The 18,743-nt window shown below is 71.1% G+C and carries 11 protein-coding genes; 5 read left to right on the top strand and 6 right to left on the bottom strand.

Going from position 1 to position 18,743, the window contains the following annotated elements; translation table 11 throughout:
• Positions 1 to 116: 116 nt before the first annotated feature.
• Positions 117 to 1,901 carry a serine hydrolase domain-containing protein gene (locus HJD23_RS41400; RefSeq protein ID WP_171115907.1) on the top strand — a complete coding sequence of 595 codons (1,785 nt, stop codon included), beginning with the start codon at positions 117 to 119 and terminating at the stop codon, positions 1,899 to 1,901.
• A gap of 16 nt (positions 1,902 to 1,917) precedes the next feature.
• Here the strand turns inward: HJD23_RS41400 and HJD23_RS41395 are convergent, their stop codons facing one another.
• The 5 genes from HJD23_RS41395 to HJD23_RS41375 form a co-directional block, all read right to left on the bottom strand.
• The gene (locus HJD23_RS41395; RefSeq protein WP_171115905.1) at positions 1,918 to 4,308 is read right to left on the bottom strand and encodes a SpoIIE family protein phosphatase; all 2,391 of its coding nucleotides are present in this window, start codon (positions 4,306 to 4,308) and stop codon (positions 1,918 to 1,920) included.
• Positions 4,309 to 4,377: 69 nt separating this feature from the next.
• A complete protein-coding gene (locus HJD23_RS41390; protein ID WP_171115903.1) occupies positions 4,378 to 5,955 on the bottom strand; it encodes an NAD(P)/FAD-dependent oxidoreductase in 1,578 nt (525 codons plus the stop codon).
• Between the two features lie 52 nt (positions 5,956 to 6,007).
• Positions 6,008 to 8,224: a serine/threonine-protein kinase gene (locus tag HJD23_RS41385; RefSeq protein ID WP_171115902.1), complete on the bottom strand. Its 2,217-nt coding sequence runs from the start codon at positions 8,222 to 8,224 to the stop codon at positions 6,008 to 6,010.
• A 124-nt stretch (positions 8,225 to 8,348) separates the two neighbouring features.
• Positions 8,349 to 9,194, bottom strand: coding sequence for an oxygenase MpaB family protein (locus HJD23_RS41380; RefSeq protein WP_171115900.1), 846 nt, complete (start codon positions 9,192 to 9,194; stop codon positions 8,349 to 8,351).
• A gap of 418 nt (positions 9,195 to 9,612) precedes the next feature.
• Positions 9,613 to 10,476 carry a hypothetical protein gene (locus HJD23_RS41375; protein WP_171115898.1) on the bottom strand — a complete coding sequence of 288 codons (864 nt, stop codon included), beginning with the start codon at positions 10,474 to 10,476 and terminating at the stop codon, positions 9,613 to 9,615.
• Between the two features lie 114 nt (positions 10,477 to 10,590).
• Between HJD23_RS41375 and HJD23_RS41370 the strand changes: the two genes are divergently transcribed.
• Together HJD23_RS41370 and HJD23_RS41365 are read left to right on the top strand one after the other, a co-directional pair.
• Complete coding sequence (locus HJD23_RS41370; protein ID WP_171134154.1) at positions 10,591 to 11,832, top strand: IS256 family transposase; 1,242 nt, start codon at positions 10,591 to 10,593, stop codon at positions 11,830 to 11,832.
• Positions 11,833 to 11,968: 136 nt separating this feature from the next.
• Complete coding sequence (locus HJD23_RS41365) at positions 11,969 to 13,174, top strand: hypothetical protein (protein ID WP_171109870.1); 1,206 nt, start codon at positions 11,969 to 11,971, stop codon at positions 13,172 to 13,174.
• A 551-nt stretch (positions 13,175 to 13,725) separates the two neighbouring features.
• Here the strand turns inward: HJD23_RS41365 and HJD23_RS41360 are convergent.
• Entirely contained in the window at positions 13,726 to 16,542 is a 2,817-nt protein-coding gene (locus HJD23_RS41360) for a heavy metal translocating P-type ATPase (protein ID WP_171109871.1), read from the bottom strand.
• Positions 16,543 to 16,757: 215 nt separating this feature from the next.
• On the opposite strand from HJD23_RS41360, the gene HJD23_RS41355 reads away from it, so the two are divergent.
• Positions 16,758 to 17,018, top strand: coding sequence for an SHOCT domain-containing protein (locus HJD23_RS41355; protein ID WP_171109872.1), 261 nt, complete (start codon positions 16,758 to 16,760; stop codon positions 17,016 to 17,018).
• A gap of 800 nt (positions 17,019 to 17,818) precedes the next feature.
• Complete coding sequence (locus HJD23_RS41350) at positions 17,819 to 18,694, top strand: universal stress protein (protein ID WP_171109873.1); 876 nt, start codon at positions 17,819 to 17,821, stop codon at positions 18,692 to 18,694.
• Positions 18,695 to 18,743 lie beyond the last annotated feature (49 nt).

The following is an 18,743-nucleotide window of genomic DNA, read 5'->3' as shown; positions in this document are numbered from 1 at the left end:
GTAGTCCTCCGGACGACGGAAGAGGTTTCCTGACAGAGCGTCAGATTTATCGGGCCAACGTGTTGGACATGCTTTCGGGTACGTCCGCGGCCGACCCACGCTCGGGAGGATCCTCGATGACCGAAGGCATGGCAGACAGAGCGGTGACCCGTCGCCAACTCGGCAGAGCCGCCGTGGCCCTGGGTGGCGCCCTGACGCTCGTGCCCTTGCCCGCGGGACCGGCCGCGGCCGCCGCTCCGGGGACCGGGACCGGGCACCCCACTCTGCGCCACGGCTCCCCGGAGCGCGCCGGACTGCTCGGCTCGCACCTGCGCCAACTCGTCACCGACGCCGAGGCCTTCCTCGGCCCCTCCCCCAAGCACCCGTGGTACGCGGGGGCCGTGCTGCTCGCCGGGCGGGGCGGGACCGTGGCCTTGCACGAGCCGATCGGCACGGCGGTGCGGTACGCGGCGTACGACGAGGAGAGCGACACCGGCGTCGAGTTCCCGGCCGAGCAGCAGATACCGATGGCCGAGGACACCGTCTTCGACCTGGCCTCGGTGTCCAAGCTGTTCACGTCGATCCTGGCCGTGCAGCAGATCGAGCGGGGTGCGCTGGAGCTGGAGGCGACGGTCGCCTCGTATCTGCCGGAGTTCGCGGGTGCGGGCAAGCAGGACATCACGGTGCGGCAGTTGCTGACGCACACCTCGGGCCTCCGGACGTGGATTCCGCTGTACAACGCCCCGACGTACGAGGAGAAGCTGCGGCTGATCTGGGACGAGGCGCCCGTCAGCGCGCCGGGGACCAGGTATCTGTACTCGGACCTCAACCTGATCTCGCTTCAGCTGGTGCTGGAGAAGATGACGGATCTCGGTCTGGATGCCCTGCTCCGAAAGGAGATCACCGCTCCGCTCGGCATGCACCGCACGCGTTTCAATCCGCCGCCCTCCTGGAGGAGGAGGATCGCGGCCACCGAGGACGCCCGCAAGCCGTGGTCGGGGCTGGACCGGGGGCTGGTGTGGGGCGAGGTGCACGACGAGAACGCGTACAGCCTCGGCGGGGTGGCCGGGCACGCCGGTGTGTTCTCCTGCGCCTGGGACCTCGCCGTGCTCGGCCGCACGCTGCTCAACGGCGGCGCCTACGGCCGGGCGCGCATCCTGCGGCCGGAGTCGGTGGAGCTGATGTTCACCGACTTCAACACCGCCTTCCCCGGCGACGAGCACGGCCTCGGCTTCGAGCTCTACCAGCACTGGTACATGGGCGCGATGGCCACCCCGCGCACCGCCGGCCACACCGGCTTCACCGGCACCTCCCTCGTCCTCGACCCGACGACCGACTCCTTCCTCGTCGTGCTCGGCAACTCGGTGCACCCGGTGCGCGGCTGGCGCTCCGGCTCCGCGCCCCGGGTCGCCGCCGCGAACAACCTGGCGCGGGCCGTACCGGTACGGCCCGCGCGTGGTCGTACCGCCTGGTTCTCCGGGATGGCGAGCTCCGCGACCGCGACGCTGACGCTGCCCGCACTCGACACGTCCACCGGCGTGGCGCGGCTGCACTGCGCCCTGTGGTGGGACACCGAACCGGCGGCCGACGGCCTGGTCCTGGAGTCCTCGACGGACAGCGGCGCGACCTGGCAGCCGGTCCCGTTCACCACCGACCGGCGCGGCGAGGAGCCCGAGGAGCACCCGTCCGGCCGGGTCACCGGCTGGTCGGGCCGCACCTGGCACCGGCTCACGGCGACACTCCCGGCGGACCCGGCGCTCACCCTGCGCTGGCGGTACACCACCGACCGGCTGTACGTCGGCCGTGGCGCGTACGTCGACGGCCTGCGCGTCGAGGCGGGCCGCACCGTCCTCTTCGACGAGGCGCGGCCCGCGGACGCGGCGCGGATCACGGCGACCGGGTGGGCGGCTTCGGCCGACTGACCGGCAACGCCGTTCCTCAAGCGACCGGCAACGCCTGCTCCGCCCAGATCGTCTTCCCCGTCCCGCTCGGCCGCGTCCCCCACCGCTGCGTCAGCTGCGCGACCAGCAGCAGGCCACGGCCGCCCTCGTCGTAGGTGCGGGCCCGGCGCAGGTGGGGCGAGGTGCTGCTGGCGTCGGAGACCTCGCAGATGAGGGCGCGGTCGCGGATGAGCCGGAGCTGGATGGGGGCGCCGCCGTAGCGGATGGCGTTCGTGACCAGTTCGCTGACCACGAGCTCGGTGACGAACGCGGCCTCGTCGAGCCCCCAGCTGGTCAGCTGGTCGGTGGCGTGCTGCCGCGCGGTGGCGACCATCGCCGGGTCGGCGGGCACGTCCCACACGGCCACCTGGTCGGCGTCCAGGGCGCGGGTGCGGGCGATGAGCAGGGCCACGTCGTCGGCCGGGCTGTCGGGAAGCAGGGACTTGAGGACGGTGTCGCAGATGTCCTCCAGGCTCTGAGCGGGTGCGGCGAGCGCGACACGCAGGGCGTCCGTGCCCGCGTCCACGTCGAAGTCGCGGGCCTCGACGAGGCCGTCCGTGTAGAGGGCCAGGACGGAACCTTCCGGCAGTTCCAGTTCCCTGGCCTCGAAGGGCAGCCCGCCGACGCCGAGCATCGGTCCGGCGGCCATCGCGACGACCTCGGCGGTCCCGTCGGGCAGCAGGACGACGGGCGGCGGATGGCCGGCGGCGGCGACCGTGCAGCGCCGGGACACCGGGTCGTACACCGCGTACAGGCAGGTCGCGCCGAACTCGCCGGCCGCCTGGTTGTCGTCGCCGGCGAGGTGGCCGACCAGGTCGTCCAGGTGGGTGAGGAGTTCGTCGGGGGGCAGGTCGACGTCGGCCAGGGTCCACACCGCCGTACGGAGCCGTCCCATGGTCACGGAGGCGTGGATGCCGTGGCCGACGACGTCCCCGACGACCAGCGCCACCCGGGTCCCGGACAGCGGGATGACGTCGAACCAGTCGCCGCCCACGCCCGCCTGGGACAGCGCCGGCAGATAGCGGGAGGCGCACTCGACCGCGGCCTGTCCGGTCACCGCCTGCGGCAGCAGGCTGCGTTGCAGGGCGAGGGCGGTGGTCCGCTCGCGGGTGTAGCGGCGGGCGTTGTCGACGCACACGGCGGCACGGCTGGCCAGTTCCTGGGCCAGGGAGATGTCGTCGCGGTCGAAGGCGTCGGGGGCCTCGGGGGTGAGGCTGCGGACGAAGACGGCCACGCCCAGCGTCGTACCCCGGGCGATCAGGGGGACGGCCATCAGCGAGAACTCCGGCCGCTCGGCGCCGGTCAGCACGGCGGTGCGGGCCTCGTGCCGGGCGAGCCAGGTGTCGAGGTCGGCCTCGCCGGTCCGGGTGAGCACGCAGGCGCCGGTGGCCAGGGCGCGGGCGGGCGGCGACTCGGGCGGGTAGACGTCCTCCGCGCCGAGGTCGATCGCGGCTTCCGGCACCCCGGGGGTGAGCGAGTGGTGGGCGGCCCGGCGCAGCACCACGTCGGCGCCGACCACGCCGACGGCGGGCTCCTCGCCCTGCAGGACCGAGTCCAGCAGGTCAACGCTGGCGAAGTCGGCGAGCCGGGGCACCGCCAGTTCGGCCAGTTCGCGGGCGGTGTGCACGACGTCGAGTTTGGTGCCGATGCTCTCGGCGGCCTCGTTCAGCATCGCCAGCCGCTGCCGGGCCCAGTGCTGCTCGCTGCTGTCGAACGCGGCGAGCGCGGTGCCGATCAGCTCGCCGGAGGCGTCCCGCACCGGCCACATCTCGGTGTTCCAGGCATGCATACGGCGACCGGACGGGGAGCGGGTCCAGCTCTCGTAGCGGAGCGGTTCGCCCGTCTCCACCACGAGCTTCAGATGATGCAGGAAGCCGCGGCTGTGCTCGGCGTTCTCCACGGTGTCCGGGTAATAGCGGTGCCGGAACTCCGCCTCGGGTCTGCCCATGACCCGGCAGCCCGCCTCGTTCATCCGCAGATAGCACTGCGCGGTGTCGAAGACGGACATCGACATGGACGCCTGCTGGAACGCCAGCTCGCCCAGCAGGCGCGTCCGCTCGTCGGGGCACGCGGTGACGACGTAGGCCTGGGCCTGCCCGTCGGCGCCCGCCAGTGGGCAGGCGCGCAGCGCCAGGTCGGCGCGTCGTCCGTCCCGTCGCCGTACGGGCACCACGGCGGCGCCCGTCTCCCGCAGGGCGTGCCAGGCGGTGACGGCGTCCCCGTCCACCAGGTCGGCGGCCGGGCGGCCCGTCACCTCCTCGGCCGGGTGGCCGGTGAGCAGGCGCGCCCCCTCGCTCCAGCCCGTGATGATGCCGCGCGTATCGACCACCGCCACGGCGTCCCCGGCCGTGGTCGCTCGCGCCGCGTCGTCGAGCGGCGACGTCACCATGTGTACGAGGATCGCGCGCCCCGGGACCGGCATCAAGCCGGGTCCGGTGCGCGCGAGGCCTCAGCGGGGTCACCGGGACGAGCTGTCGCCGTCCTCCAGCACCGCCATCGCCGCGTTGTGCCCCGGCACCCCGCTCACCCCGCCGCCGCGCACGGCGCCCGCGCCGCACAGCAGCACGTTGGTGTGCCGGGTCTCCACGCCCCAGCGGCCCGTGCCCTCCTGGGCGTACGGCCAGGACAGCTCGCGGTGGAAGATGTTGCCGCCGGGCAGCCGCAGGTCGCGCTCCAGGTCGAGCGGCGTCTTCGCCTCGATGCAGGGCCGTCCCTCGGCGTCGGTGGCCAGGCAGTCGGCGAGGGGTTCGGCCAGGTGGGCGTCGAGCTGGGCGAGCGTCGGCTTCAGCAGGGCGTCGCGGACGGCGTCGTTGTCCGGGGCGAAGAGCCGGGCGGGGGTGTGCAGGCCGAACAGGGTGAGGGTGTGGTAGCCGCGTTCGACCAGGTCCGGGGCGAGGATCGACGGGTCGGTCAGGGAGTGGCAGTAGATCTCGGAGGGCGGGGCGGCGGGCGGGTCGCCGGCGGCGGCCTGGGCGTAGGCGGTGGCCAGCTGCTCGTACCCCTCGGCGATGTGGAAGGTTCCGGCGAACGCCTCGCGCGGGTCGACCGAGGTGTCGCGCAGCCTCGGCAGCCGTGTGAGCAGCATGTTGACCTTGAGCTGGGCGCCCTCGGCGGGCGCGGGCGGTGTGTCGCCGGTGAGGGCGGCCAGCGCCTGCGGGGAGGCGCCCACCAGGACGTGCCGGGCGACGGCGACGCCCTCGCCGTCGTGCGTGCGGTAGGTGACTTCGGCGGTGCGGCCGTCGGTGTCGATCCGTAGGGCCTCGTGGTCGGTGGCGATGACGGCGCCCGCCTCGCGGGCGGTGGCGGTGAGCGCGCCGGTCAGGGCGCCCATGCCGCCGACGGGGACGTCCCAGGCGCCGGTGCCGCCGCCGATCACGTGGTAGAGGAAGCACCGGTTCTGGCGCAGCTCCCCGTCGTGCGCGTCGGCGAACGTCCCGATCAGCGCGTCCGTCAGGACGACACCCCGGACCAGGTCGTCGGCGAAGTGGTCCTCGACGGCGACGCCGATCGGCTCCTCGAACAGCATCCGCCAGGCGTCCTCGTCGTCGATGCGCCGGCGCAGCTCGTCCCGCGTGGGCAGCGGCTGCGTCAGCGTGGGGAACACGCGCTGGGCGACGCGGCCGGTCATGCCGTAGAAGCGCTGCCAGGCCTCGTACTCACGCTCCCCGCCCGTCAGCCGCGCGAAGGCCTCCCGGGTCCGCTCCTCGCCACCGCCGACAAGGAGTCCGGTCGGCCGGCCGTCGCGTTCGACGGGGGTGTACGACGAGATGGTGCGGGTGCGCAGGCGGAAGTCCAGGCCCAGGTCGCGCACGATCTTCTGCGGGAGCAGGCTGACCAGGTAGGAGTAGCGGGAGAGGCGGGCGTCGACGCCGGGGAAGGGGCGGGTGGAGACGGCGGCACCGCCGGTGTGGTCCAGCCGTTCCAGCACCAGGACCGACCGTCCGGCGCGGGCCAGGTAGGCGGCGGCGACCAGGCCGTTGTGGCCGCCGCCGACGATGACGGCGTCGTACGCGCGGGATCCCTCGTGTGCAGGCATGGTTCTTGGTAACACGCGCCGTTCCGGGTCGGCCAGAGCGGGCCCGGCCAGGTCAGCCCCCGTGGGAGTCCCGCTGCCGGCGCAGCTCCGCGACCCTGCGGTACAGCTCCACCGCCTCGTTGCCCCGACCGAGTTGCTCCAGGCAGTGGGCCTCGTCGTTGCGGGCGGCGAGGCTGTCGGGGTGGTCGGCGCCCAGGACGCGTTCGCGGGTGTCGGCGACCGTGCGGTACTCGGTGAGCGCGTCGGCCCAGCGGCCGAGCCAGCCCAGGCCGACGGCGACCTCGCGGCGGCTGACCAGGGTGTCGGGGTGGTCGGGGCCGAGGACGCGCTCGCGGATCGCGCCCACGTCACGGGACTCGGCGAGGGCCTCCTCCCAGCGGCCGAGGCGGCCGAGGTTGACGCCGAGGCCGTGCCGGGCGCGCAGGGTCTCGGGGTGGGTGGGGCCGTGGACGCGGGTGCGGTCGTCGATCAGGTCGCGGTAGAGCTTGAGCGCCTCGGCGCTGCGGCCGAGGCGGCCGAGGCTGATGCCGGTCTCGTAGCGGGCGGCGAGCGTGTCGGGGTGGTCGGGGCCGAGCGCCCGGGCGCGGGCCTCGGCGACTTCCCGGTAGGTGTCCAGCGCCTCCGGCCAGCGGCCCAACTGGCCGAGCGCGTAGGCGACTTCGTACCGGGTGACCAGGGTGTCGGGGTGACTGGGCCCGAGCACCCGGGCGCGGGCCTCGGCCACGTCGCAGGCCATGCGGTACGAGTCCTCCAGGCGGCCGAGTCTGCTGAGGTTGAAGGCGAGGTTGTGGCGGCAGCGCAGGGTGTCGGGGTGGTCGGCGCCCATGGTGCGCTCCCGCACGGCCAGCACCGAGGTGTACTCCTGGTGCGCCTCCAGGGGACGGCCCAACTGGCCCAGCACGTATGCCGTTTCCTGCCGGGCGGCGAGCGTGTCCGGGTGCTCGGCGCCGAGCACCTGCGCGCGGACGCGGGCGACGTGCGTGTACTCGCGCAGGGCGTCGGCGGCGCGGCCGGTGCGGCTGAGGGTGAAGGCGACCTCGTAGCGGCTGGTGAGGGTGTCGGGGTGGTCGGGGCCGAGGAGGTGTTCGCGTTCGGCGGCGACCGCGCGGTGCACCTCGCCCGCCTCCGCCCAGCGGCCGAGCCGCGCCAGGCTGAGGCCCGCGTTGTGGCGTCCGGCGAGGGTGGTGAGCGCGTCCCCCGGCGGGTCGGGAGGGGTGTCCGGCACCGGAAGGGGGGCGGGGCCGGTGGTGGGGCGGGCGATCCACTCACCGGCGAGTCCGGCGCCGGCGTCCGGCGGCGGGGTGCGCAGCGCGGTGCCGACCGCCTTGGGGCCGGTGGTCATGCCGTGGCTCCAGGACGGCAGCCGCTCCGCACGGGCGGCCGGCTCGGCGCTGATCACGGTCGGCGCATACGCCGGAGCGGTCCGGGCCGCGCCGATCCTGCGGCCCAACTCGGTGGCGTCGCGCGGCCGTTGTTCCGGGAGCTTGGCGAGCAGCTCCAGGATGATCTGCTCCAGGTAGGCGGGCAGGTCGGCGCGGTGGGTGCGGGGCGGCTCGGGCGGGGTGTCGCGGTGGCCGACGAGGATCGCCCACGCCTCGCCCAGGTCGAACGGCGGCACCCCGGTGGCGAGTTCGTACAGCACGCAGCCCAGCGAGTACAGGTCGCTGCGCTGGTCGACCTCGTCCCCGCCGATCTGCTCCGGCGACATGTAGTGCGGGGTGCCCATGGCGACGCCGGTGCCGGTCAGCCGGGAGGTGTAGCCGATGTCGGCGCCGAGGCGGGCGATGCCGAAGTCGCAGATCTTCACCGTGCCGTCGGTGAGCCGCACGATGTTGGCGGGCTTGAGGTCCCGGTGCACGATGCCCTGCCGGTGGGTGTAGGCCAGGGCATCGGAGACCTGCTCGGCGATGTCGACGATGTCCGGGACCGGCAGCGGATGGTGCTTGTTGTCCTCCAGCACCTCACTGAGGTTGCGGCCCTGCAGCAGCTCCATCACCAGGAACAGCGCCCCGTCGGACTCGCCGAAGTCATGGACGACGGTCACCCCGCGGTGTTGCAGCGCGGCGGCCACCCGGGCCTCGCGGCGGAACCTTTCGCGCAGGACACGGGTGAAGGACTGGTCGTGGTGCGGGCCGAGGGGTCTGAGGCACTTCACGGCGACGTGCCGACCGAGCGACTCGTCGCGCGCCCGCCACACCTCGCCCATGCCACCGCGCCCGATCACGTCCAGCAGCCGGTACCGGCCCTGGATCAGCCTGGTCTCCCCCATCGCGCGCCGTCGCCCCCGTCACTGTGAGCCGCCCTCCCCTGGGCCCTGTCGTCGGATTCCCGCCTGCCCTCCGGGCGAACGGCGGGAATCTGACCACAGGGCCTGGCCCGACCAGTATGGCGACCTATGGTTCGAGTTTGTACGGCGCCGGGCGGGCGGCCGGGCCGAGTCGGGCCATGGCGCGCAGGATGTGCTTCGGCGGAAGCTGCCACCGCACCCGCGCCGGGACGGCGCGCAGCAGGGTGCCGGTGTGGCGCAGGCGGCGGGTGACGGCGTCGGGGGCGGGGGCGGGGCGGCCGTACAACGCGTGGGCGTACGACGGCAGGGACGCGTACGCCAGCCCGGCGACCCGGGCCCACAGCAGCTCGCGCAACGGCGTCAGCGCCGGGGGTGTCGGCGGGCGGCGAAGGAAGGCGTCGACGTCCCTGGCCTCGGGTCCGGCGGCGAGTTCGGGCCGTACCTTCTCGAAGTAGGCGGCCAGTTCGGCCCGGTCGGCCGGTACGGCGTCCGGGTCGAGGCCGACCAGGCGGGCACTGGTCCGCTGTTCGCGTACGTACCGGTCGGCCTGGGCGTCCGTGAGCGGGTAGCCGGAGCGGCGCAGCACGTGCAGATAGGAGTCGATCTCGGCGCAGTGCACCCACAGCAGCAGGTCGGGGTCGTCGATCCGGTACTCCTCCCCGGACTCCGGGTCGGTGGCCCGCAGCATGCGGTGGATCTTCCGGACGCGGGCGCCCGCCCGTTCGGCGGCCTCGGTGGTGCCGTACGTCGTGGTGCCGACGAAGTTGGCGGTGCGCATCAGCCGGCCCCAGGCGTCGCGCCGGAAGTCGGAGTTCTGCATGACCCCGCGCACCGCGCGCGGGTGCAGGGCCTGGAGGTGGAGCGCGCGGATACCGGCGATCCACATCATCGGGTCGCCGTGCAGCTGCCAGGTCACGGACCGTGGGGTGAACAGCCCCGGATCACCCGTCATGCGGGCAGGTGTGACCACAACCGCTAGGTGTCTCCTGAGCATCACGTTGACCTGCGCTTTTGCCAACCAGCTTCAGCAGCACGGTGCGCGGTCTGCCGAGGATTCTTGGCACATCCGTACAGATTCATTGATTTTCCTACCCTGCACCGGAGAAGGCCCCCTCCCGGCTCCTTCACTCGTCTGCATCGGCACATCCCCCACCACGACGTCACCTCGGATCCTCCCCAGGGCGCCGCTGGATCATTCTCCTCATGGCCAACGACGCTGCTGCTGTGAGCGCACCACCAGACCGTCCGCCCTCCTCCGCTCGGAGTCGCTGCCGTGCAACCTTTACTGGAGTGACCGGTGAGAGACACCGATGCCGCGAGCCCTTGCTGGCAACGCCGGGCGCGCTGGCGCGACGGAGATCCAATGACCTCTACGATGATCTTCGCCCTCCCATCGCACTCTCGGCATGTAAGGCGGAGACGTGGCTCCCCAGCCCGCGCTGCTCGATCACGCGCCAGTTGGCCCATCGAGCGCTGATGTCCCCTGGTCGGACACATCGACACTGCACGATCTCGCCCGTATGCATGCCATTTCGGCTGATGCGGTCGGTCAACTGGTCATGCCGCCCGACTGGAGTGCCCGATGGACTACGGCCTGGCGCTTCGGGCGGACGTTGGTCGGCTGTGCCGTCAGAGACCTGGGCGAGGTCGACTTGCTCTCGAGTGTTCCTGTCCGCCGCTTCAGTTGGCGTACCGATCAGTGGCATCGCCCCGGCCTCGGATATCTGGTCAGTACCGAGCGGCACCATGGCTTCGAGAGTTTCGAGGAGGAACTCCTCCTTCTGGCAGCGGACTTCTCGTGTTCTCTGGTGGAGGCTCTTGCTCAGCCGTTCCGTCTGCGCTTCCGAAGCGTCGAAGGCAGTGTCGAACACATCCCGGACTATCTTCTGCTGACCGATGGCACGCCGTGGCTCATCGACGTGCGGCCTTCGGAGCGGATCGAGCCTGAAGACGACGTCAAGTTCGCCGCTGCTGCCGAGGTCGCACTGGTTGCCGGGTGGAATTATGCGGTCGTTGCTGGTTGGCGCGACCATGTAGTTGGCCTGATCGATACGTTCTCGGCCGGTAGAAGGCGCTTGACCGACCCACTGCAACTCCAGGAGCAGTTGCTTCGGGCGGCAGAAGACGGTCCACAGCCATTCGGGACCCTGGTCGCGCGTTGCAGCCTGGAGGCCGTTGCCCGGGCTCATGCAATGCATCTGGATGGCGTCCCGCTTCGTGGTGTAGCCGATCAACGTTGGGGCGTACGCCCCGGGGCGTGTGTCGATAGGGATTCCGCTCCCTGCCCGGCAGGCGGGCCACCATGCAACTCTCCCTGGTAAACGGCCAGTTCAACCAGGAGGTGCATGATGGCCCTGTCCCAGCATGACTTACTTCGGCTGCTGGAGTCACTGCGTTCGGCGGACGGACTCGAACTCGTCCGTTTCGTGGCCGAGCGGATGCTGCAGGAGCTGATCGAGGCCGAGGCGACGTCGAGGATCGGTGCGGAGTGGAACGAGCACACCGAGACACGCACCGCGCTGCGCAACGGGCACCGCGACAAGACGCTGACTACGCAGGCCGGTGACCTGGACCTGGCCATACCCAAGCTGCGCTCGGGCAGCTTCTTCCCGAGCCTGCTGGAGCGTCGCCGCCGCATCGACCAGGCTCTGTTCGCCGTCATCATGGAGGCGTACGTGCACGGAGTGTCCACCCGTTCGGTCGACGACCTGGTCAAGGCGCTGGGTGCGGACAGCGGGATCTCCAAGAGCGAGGTCTCACGGATCTGCGCGGACCTGGACACCCAGCTGACCGCGTTCCGCGGCCGGCCCCTGGACCACACCCGCTTCCCCTACGTCTACCTCGATGCGACCTACTGCAAGGCACGGGTCGCGCACCAGATCGTCTCGCGGGCCGTGGTGATCGCCACCGGCATCACCGAGGACGGCGGCCGCGAGGTGCTGGGAGTGATGGTCGGCGACAGCGAGACCGAGGTGTTCTGGACCCAGTTCCTGCGTCACCTGCGCGAACGCGGTCTGGGCGGTGTCCGACTCGTACTGGGCGATCACCACTCGGGCCTGGTCAAGGCGATCCGCAAGGTCATGATCGGCGCGGCCTACCAGCGCTGCCGGGTTCATTTCCTGCGCAATGTCTTCGGCGTGATCCCCAAGGACGCCGCGGAAATGGTCGCCGCGACGATCCGCACCATCTTCGCCCAGCCCGACCAGGACGCCGTCCGCAACCAGCTCGACACGGTCGCCGACATGCTGGGCGCACAGTTTCCCCAGGTCAAGCAGATGCTCCTGGACGCCAAGGACGACCTCACCGCCTTCGCGGCCTTCCCGGAACGGCACTGGAAGAAGATTCAGTCCACGAACCCGCTGGAGCGGATCAACCGCGAGATCAAACGCCGCGTCGATGTCGTCCAGGTCTTCCCCAACGACGACGCTCTCCTCCGACTGGTCACCGCCGTGCTCTTCGAGATGCACGACGAGTGGATCGCCTTCCCCCGCCGCTACCTACCCGAAGGCAGCATGGACCAGATCTACCCCACCGAAGCCGGCGAAAGCGCCCCCGCACTCCCCAACACCACCAACACGACCGACGATTGATCGCCTACACCACGTCAAGGGACACGACCACCACCTCGCGCCCGGAACTGTCGGTGCCGGCGTCCGGACACCGCTGTGTGCAGCGCGACTCGACAAGACGGGCTGCGTAGCCGGGGAACCGGACAGCGACCTTGTCATGATGCTTGCCCTGCAACGACGCATCGATCGGAATCTGACACCCGCCCAACACTCACCCGGAACCAGCGGCACGTACTCAAGCCAAGACCAACATTTCTTTTCCGACCTGATCGCCGCCGCCCAACTCATCCGGCTCAGCTGGCCCGACAGTGCACGCTTTGCCCCCTCCAGCGCCGTCGCCGAACTGATTGCCCGCCACGTTGCCGCTTGGACAGCCCTTCGCGAGAACCACAGTCCTGGTAGGCGCGTCCGTGATGCATGGGCCGCTCCCCAAGACCCGGCCCAGTGCGCAGCACTGCTGCTGGCCGCGGACACCCTGCTCAGCGACCGGGACCAGGACGGCCCGGGTCTTCGTGAGCGGATCCAGCCGCTCGCCACCGCCGCTTTCACACGCAACGAGGCGAACACCAGTGCCGGATTCCGGCGCATGGACGTCTCCCCAGAGCTGTCAAGGGCCCTGGCGCAGCGGTCCCTTGGCTTCAACCGCGCTGGCGGCCATCACCACGCCAGAAAGCACGTTCCTTCACGTCAGTGCCATTTCGGAATCGAGCATGTCCCTGCTCTTTTGCCGGAGGCCTGGCTCGCTGCACACTTCGGCGATCTGACGTCCCTGTGGAATCCCGGAGATGTATGGAAGCCACGCCATCTACGCCGAGTAGCTTCCCTCAAGCTCGTCGAAATGGCCGGCGGCGGGACCTGGCCACACTGCGCTGCGATCCTGGGAATACCGTGGGCCACCGCCCAACGCAGCCTGACCGTACTCAAGCAAAGCCTCTTGCCCGGCGGCCTGTGGCCGCTATTCGAGACGGCGGTCGAGAGCGTCGCGCAAGGATTGGACGCCGACGCCTCGCGCGTGGATTTCGCCGCGCGTCGTCGAAGGCTGAGTACCTGGCAAGTCCCTGTCGAGGACCTTGCCGGCCTCGCGGCAGGCCTGGTCCGCCTTGTCAACGTGGAGTCCCCCGTGACCCGGGCTGCGGTAACCGCGCTTGTGTGGGCTCGTGTCACCCAGGGTGACCATTTGCACAGTCCACCGGTCCAAGCACTCCGCGAAGCGCAGCAAAGTACCAAGCCCGTGGTCGCCGCCATCGGACAGTTGCAGACCCCCAGCAACCGCAGAGGAGCCAGACTCCTTCTCTTTCAACGCATCAACGAATACGCCGATGGCCTTGCCCAGGCGTGCCATGAGGGGTACGGGTGCAGTTGACGAGGTGGCGACGCAGCGACCTGCGCTGGTCTCGCCGACTTTCGATGCGTACGGGGGTGTCGCCTGTGCCGGGTAGGCGGAAACGGCTGCCGGACCTGCTGCGCCGCTGGCGCGCCATTCTGCATTAGGACCACGACTCGTCCGCGGGTCATCCCTGCTCGCCCTGCCGCATCGCCGATCTCCACGAGCTGCGATGAGGACGCCTGCGCCGGCGGGCCAGGCATATGAAGCCCTCCAGGACGGCCGTCCTGGAGGGCTTCGCTGGCACCAATTGGGGCCGGTTCCGGACACCACCCGTGGTTTTAGCTGGGTGGCGTCCATGTCTTTGCGAGACGACCCCGCAGTGCCACTCAACCCCCCACCAGACAGACTCACCCCGACGGCCTTTTCACCCGGCCGAGCGACTGGGCCTTTGCAAGCTGCCTCCAGCTGCGGCTGATCTCGTCCTACTCGCGACCTCACCGGTCGCCATGCGGTGGGCAGTTACAACAGGCTTCCCGGTGTCTGGACGTGCAGTGCTCGGGCATGGCGGTGGGAACGGATGGTCGTGGTCACCGGTGTTCGCCTCCTTCCTGCGTCCGGCCGGGTATGGGGCCGGTGTAGCGCTCCGGGTCGGCGTCGAATGCGGTGGCGCAGTGGGCGGAGCAGAAGTAGTAGGTGCCTGTGCCGGTGTTCCGCGACTGAGACGCGGACGCATTCTCGATGCTCATGCCGCAGACGGGGTCCGTGACCGCGCTGCCCTCGGCGTGATGCTCGTGGGCGTGGTCATGCGGGGCAGAGTGGTTGTGTTCGGTGGCCGAAGTGCCGCCGGCCGGGGAACGGTCGGTGGCGAATTCGACGCGGGGCTGGACGCGCGCGGGGTGGGTGTCCGGCAGCGGGGAAGTGTGCCAGCGGCGCAGCCGGGAGGCGTTGGTGACTACCGACAGAGAGCTGAGTGCCATGGCAGCGGCGGCGATGATGGGGCTCAGGCGCAGGCCCCACAGCGGGTACAGGGCGCCTGCGGCGAGAGGGACGCCGATCGCGTTGTAGACGAGGGCGAAGAACAGGTTCTGCCTGATGTTGCGCATCGTGGCCCTCGACAGCCGGATCGCGGTGACGACCCCGCTGAGGGACCCCGAGATCAAAGTGATGTCGGCGGCCTCGATGGCCACGTCGGTGCCGGTGCCGATGGCCAGGCCGACGTCGGCGGCGGCCAGAGCGGGCGCGTCGTTGATGCCGTCGCCGACCATGCCGACCGTGCGGCCCTCACCCTGCAGGCGGCGGATCTCGTCGGCCTTGTGCTCGGGCAGCACCTCGGCCAGCACCCGGCCGATGCCGACCTGGGCGGCGATCGCCGCGGCGGTGCGGGCGTTGTCCCCGGTGAGCATGACGACCTCGACACCCAGGCGCTGCAGGGCGGCGATGGCGGCAGCGGAATCGTCCTTGACGGTGTCCGCCACAGCGAGCACGCCGGCGGGCCGTTGGTCGACCGCGGCAAGGACGGGTGTCTTGCCTGCGGCCGAGAGGTCGGCCGCGACGGGGTCCAGTGCGCTGGTGCCGATGCCGACGTCGCCCAGCAGCCGGGCGGTGCCGACCAGGACGGCGTGCCCGTCGACGGTGGCCTGGACGCCCTTGCCGGTGACCGAGTCGAAGCCGGTCGCCCCGGGCCACGCCAGCCCGCGCTCGCGGACGCCGGTGACGATGGCCTGCGCGAGGGGGTGTTCGCTGTCGGCTTCGGCCGCCGCCACGAGCCGCAGCAGCTCGGTCTCGTCGATGCCGTCGGCTGTGTGGATGTCGGTCAGGACCGGTTTGCCCTCGGTGACGGTGCCGGTCTTGTCCAGCACCACGGTGTCCAGCTTGTGTGCGGTCTCCAGGGCTTCGGCGGAGCGGATCAAGATTCCGGCCTGGGCGCCCTTGCCGGTTCCGACCATCACCGACAGCGGGGTCGCCAGTCCCAGGGCGCACGGGCAGGCGATGATCAGCACGGCGACCGCGGAGACGAGGGCCAGGGTCAGAGCGGGGGACGGGCCGAGGGTGAACCAGACGGCGAAGGTGCCGATCGCGACGGCGATCACGGCCGGCACGAAGTAGGCCGAGACCGCGTCGGCGAGCCGCTGGATGGGGGCCTTGGACGCCTGCGCCTGCTGCACCAGGCGGATGATCTGGGCGAGCATCGTATCCGCGCCGACCCTGGCCGCGCGGACCCGCAGGGAGCCGGTGCCGTTGACGGTCGCGCCGATGACCGTATCCCCGGTGCGCTTGGTAACTGGCATGGGCTCACCGGTGACCATGGACTCGTCCACCGCGGACGAGCCGGAGAGCACCTCGGCGTCGACGGGGATCTTCTCCCCGGGCCGGATGACGATCTCATCTCCAACGGCCACGTCTTCTACCGGGATCTCGGTTTCGGTGCCGTTCCGTATGACACGGGCGGTACGGGCCTGCAGGCCGAGCAGGGCCCGGATCGCCTCGCCGGTGCCGGCCTTGGCGCGGGCCTCCAGCAGGCGGCCGAGCAGGATCAGGGTGAGGATGACGCCAACGGCCTCGAAGTAGACCTCGCGCACGTCCTCGGGCAGCAGGCCGGGGACCAGGGTGACCAGCATGCTGTAGCCGTAGGCGGCAGTCGTCCCCAGGGTGATCAGGGAGTTCATGTCCGCGGCGCGGTGGCGCAGGGTCAGCCAGCCGGTCACGTGGATCGGCCGGCCGGTGTAGAACATCACCGGGGTGATGAGCGCCAGCTGCAGCCAGTGGTTGAGCATCCAGCCGGGAACCCAGTCGGCGCCGAAGAGTTCGTGCGCCATCACGGCGAACAGCACCGGGGCGGTCAGCACCGCGCCGAGCAGCACCCTGCGCGTCAGGTCCTTGATCTCCGTCTGCCGCTCGGCGGCGTCCGCCGTCTCCGCCTCGGCCGCCGTCCGGCCCTCTCCCCAGGGCGGCCCTTCGGCCGTCGGAGAATCGGGCTTGGTGCCGGTGTCGTGGCCGGCGGGGGAGGGTGGCGGGCCTGCGAAGCCGTCGGCGGGTTCGACCAGGAGCGTGCCGTGGATCATGTTCATTCCGCAGGCGAAGCCGAAGGAGCCCGGTCTGTCCGGGTTCAGCCGCACGGTGGTACGTGCGTGGGCCGGCAACCCAGCACCGACCTTCAGGTCGGGGAAGACCACGCGGGAGGTGCACTCACCTGCTTCCTGCCTGTCGAAGACCAGCTCCACCGGCGTGCCCTCATGGACTCTGATCAGGTCGGGGCTGTAGCCGCCCCGCACCGTGACCTCCACCCGCTGCACCCCGCCCTCGACCCGGGCGGCGCCGGCCCGGCGCGGCCCGAAGAAATACCAGCCCAGCCCGGCGACCAACAGCACGGCGGCCAGGACTACCACGACATCGAGGGCACCCATGAGCTGCTCGCCTCCCTTGGAAGGTCGCTCTCCAGCCTGCGCTCAAGTACCCCTGCCGGGTAGGGGCTGAACGGCCCACAGGTCCTGGACCGTCCGGCCCAAGAGCGCCACTTATACAACGGAACAATGGAGGTGAGGGCGGCAGCAGCCCGCTCCGGAGGACGGGCTCCGCGCCCGTACCAGTCGCCCAAACGAGCCGAAGCAGGTGAGTGGCGATGATGTTCTGGTACGGCCACGATGTCAGCGGCTGGGGCTGGTTCGGGATGTCGGTCGGCATGGTTCTGTTCTGGGCGCTGATCATCACAGCCCTTGTCCTGGTCTTCCGTGCCGCCAACCGGCCCCACGAACACACCCACACCCCCACCGCACCCACACCTGAGCAGATCCTCGGTGAGCGGTTCGCCCGCGGGGAGATCGACGAAGAAGAGTACTGGCGCCGCCTGAGCGCCCTGCATTCCGGCCCAGTCACCAAGTGAACACGGCCGCCCCCCCCTGTGGCCTTGGTCCTCCGCTGAAGGAGGCCCGTGATGAACGACAAGCGCAACTACGGCATGTACGCCCTCGCCGCCGCGATCGTCGTGGTCGGCGCCTGATCGTCGGCGCGTCGCTGGAAAGCCTGGCTCTCGCTCATCGCCGCCTGACCGCTGATGATGTTCTTCATGATGCGCAGCATGCGCGGCCAGGGCATGCACGGCGGACACGATCAGCACCGCGACGACCAGGACGAGGGCCCGCTGCGCAAGCACGACCACCACACCGGGCCAGGGCGGCCCTGACCGCCCCGGCCCGGATAGGGGGTGGTGCCATGGCCGCCGTGATCGCATCGATCGGCCTCCTGCTGCAACGGCCCACCATCCCGACCCTGATCATGTTTCCGGTCCTGGGTGTACGTGCATCTGCGGCTGGCCCGCAGCGAAGAATGCGAGGTCCCGTCCCGGTTCGGTGAGGAGTGGACCGCCTACGCGGCCCGGACACCGGCGTTCTGACCGAAGCTGCGTCATCGGATACGCCCGCACGGCCGGGCGCCCGGCTACGTCCGAGGACCAAAGCAGCCGATCACGCGGAGGCGAGCGCGGTGACGGCGCTGACCTGGATCCTGACCGCCGTCGGCCTCGTTACCGTCGCGGTCTGCGCGGCCCGGGTGCACCGCCGGGGCGGCCCCGTACCAGGTACCACCCTGGCCCTGTCTGTTGCCGGTTTACTCGCCTTGCCCGCGCAGTCCGCAGTGTCACGCTGGAACCAGGTCGTGCTCACGACCCGAAGGGAGGTCCGGATCATGTCTCGCCACCTGACCGCAGGCGTGGACGGCTCGGCCGAGAGCTTTCGCGCGGCGGAGTGGGCCGCCGACGAAGCGCTGCTTCGGGGGACGGATCTGCGCCTGGTGTTCGCCGACCAATGGCAGGTCTCGGCAACCCGCGCGGTGGCCGGGCTGGAGCCGCACCGGTGGGCCGACAAAATGCTTGCCGATGCCGCGAGCGGGGTGCTCCAGCGCCACCCGGGACTGGAGATCACCAAGCTGCACCTGGCCGGCCGCCCCGCGGCGGTCCTGGCCGTCGAAGCGGCAGTGGCAGAACTGCTGGTTCTTGGCTCGCGCGGCCTCGGCCGCGTGATGGGGTTCCTCATCGGATCGGTCGGTCTGGCCACGGTGTGCGCCACCGAGCGTCCGGTCGTGCTCGTGCGAGGGACGCAACGTCCCGGCGACGAGCGACCCGTCTCGCCGGACGGCCGCGGCCGCGACGTCGTCGTCGGGGTGGACGTCCATCATTCCTGCGAAGCCCTCCTGTCGTTCGCCTTCGAGGAGGCCGCACTGCGCGGGTGCACCCTGCGGGCCCTGCACGGCTGGTCACTGCCGCCGGTCGTCCGCGACGCCGCCGCCCTCGAAGCGGCCGAACGGGAGATGAGCCCGGACGTCGCTCGCCGCCTCGCCGACAGCCTGCTGCCGTGGCGGGCGAGGTTTCCGTCGGTCGAGGTCGTGGAGAGCACACCCGTGGGCGGCCCGGCCCTGCAGTTGCTGCACGCGGCAGCCGCCGCGGACCTCGTGGTCGTTGGCCGGCGGATACGCGAGAACCCCGCGGGAGCGCACATCGGATCCGTCACCCATGCTGTGCTGCATCACTCGCCCGCACCCGTCGCCGTCATCGCCCACTCCTGACCATGCCTCCGGCCGGTCGCGCGGTTCTCGCGTGTCGAACACGGCCGTG

It is taken from the genome of Streptomyces sp. Z423-1 (assembly GCF_013009255.1).
GTDB classification, from domain to species: Bacteria; Actinomycetota; Actinomycetes; order Streptomycetales; family Streptomycetaceae; genus Streptomyces; species Streptomyces gossypiisoli.
The sequence above is the reverse complement of the archived record's forward strand: the minus strand, read 5'-3'. Positions and strand labels throughout refer to the sequence as shown.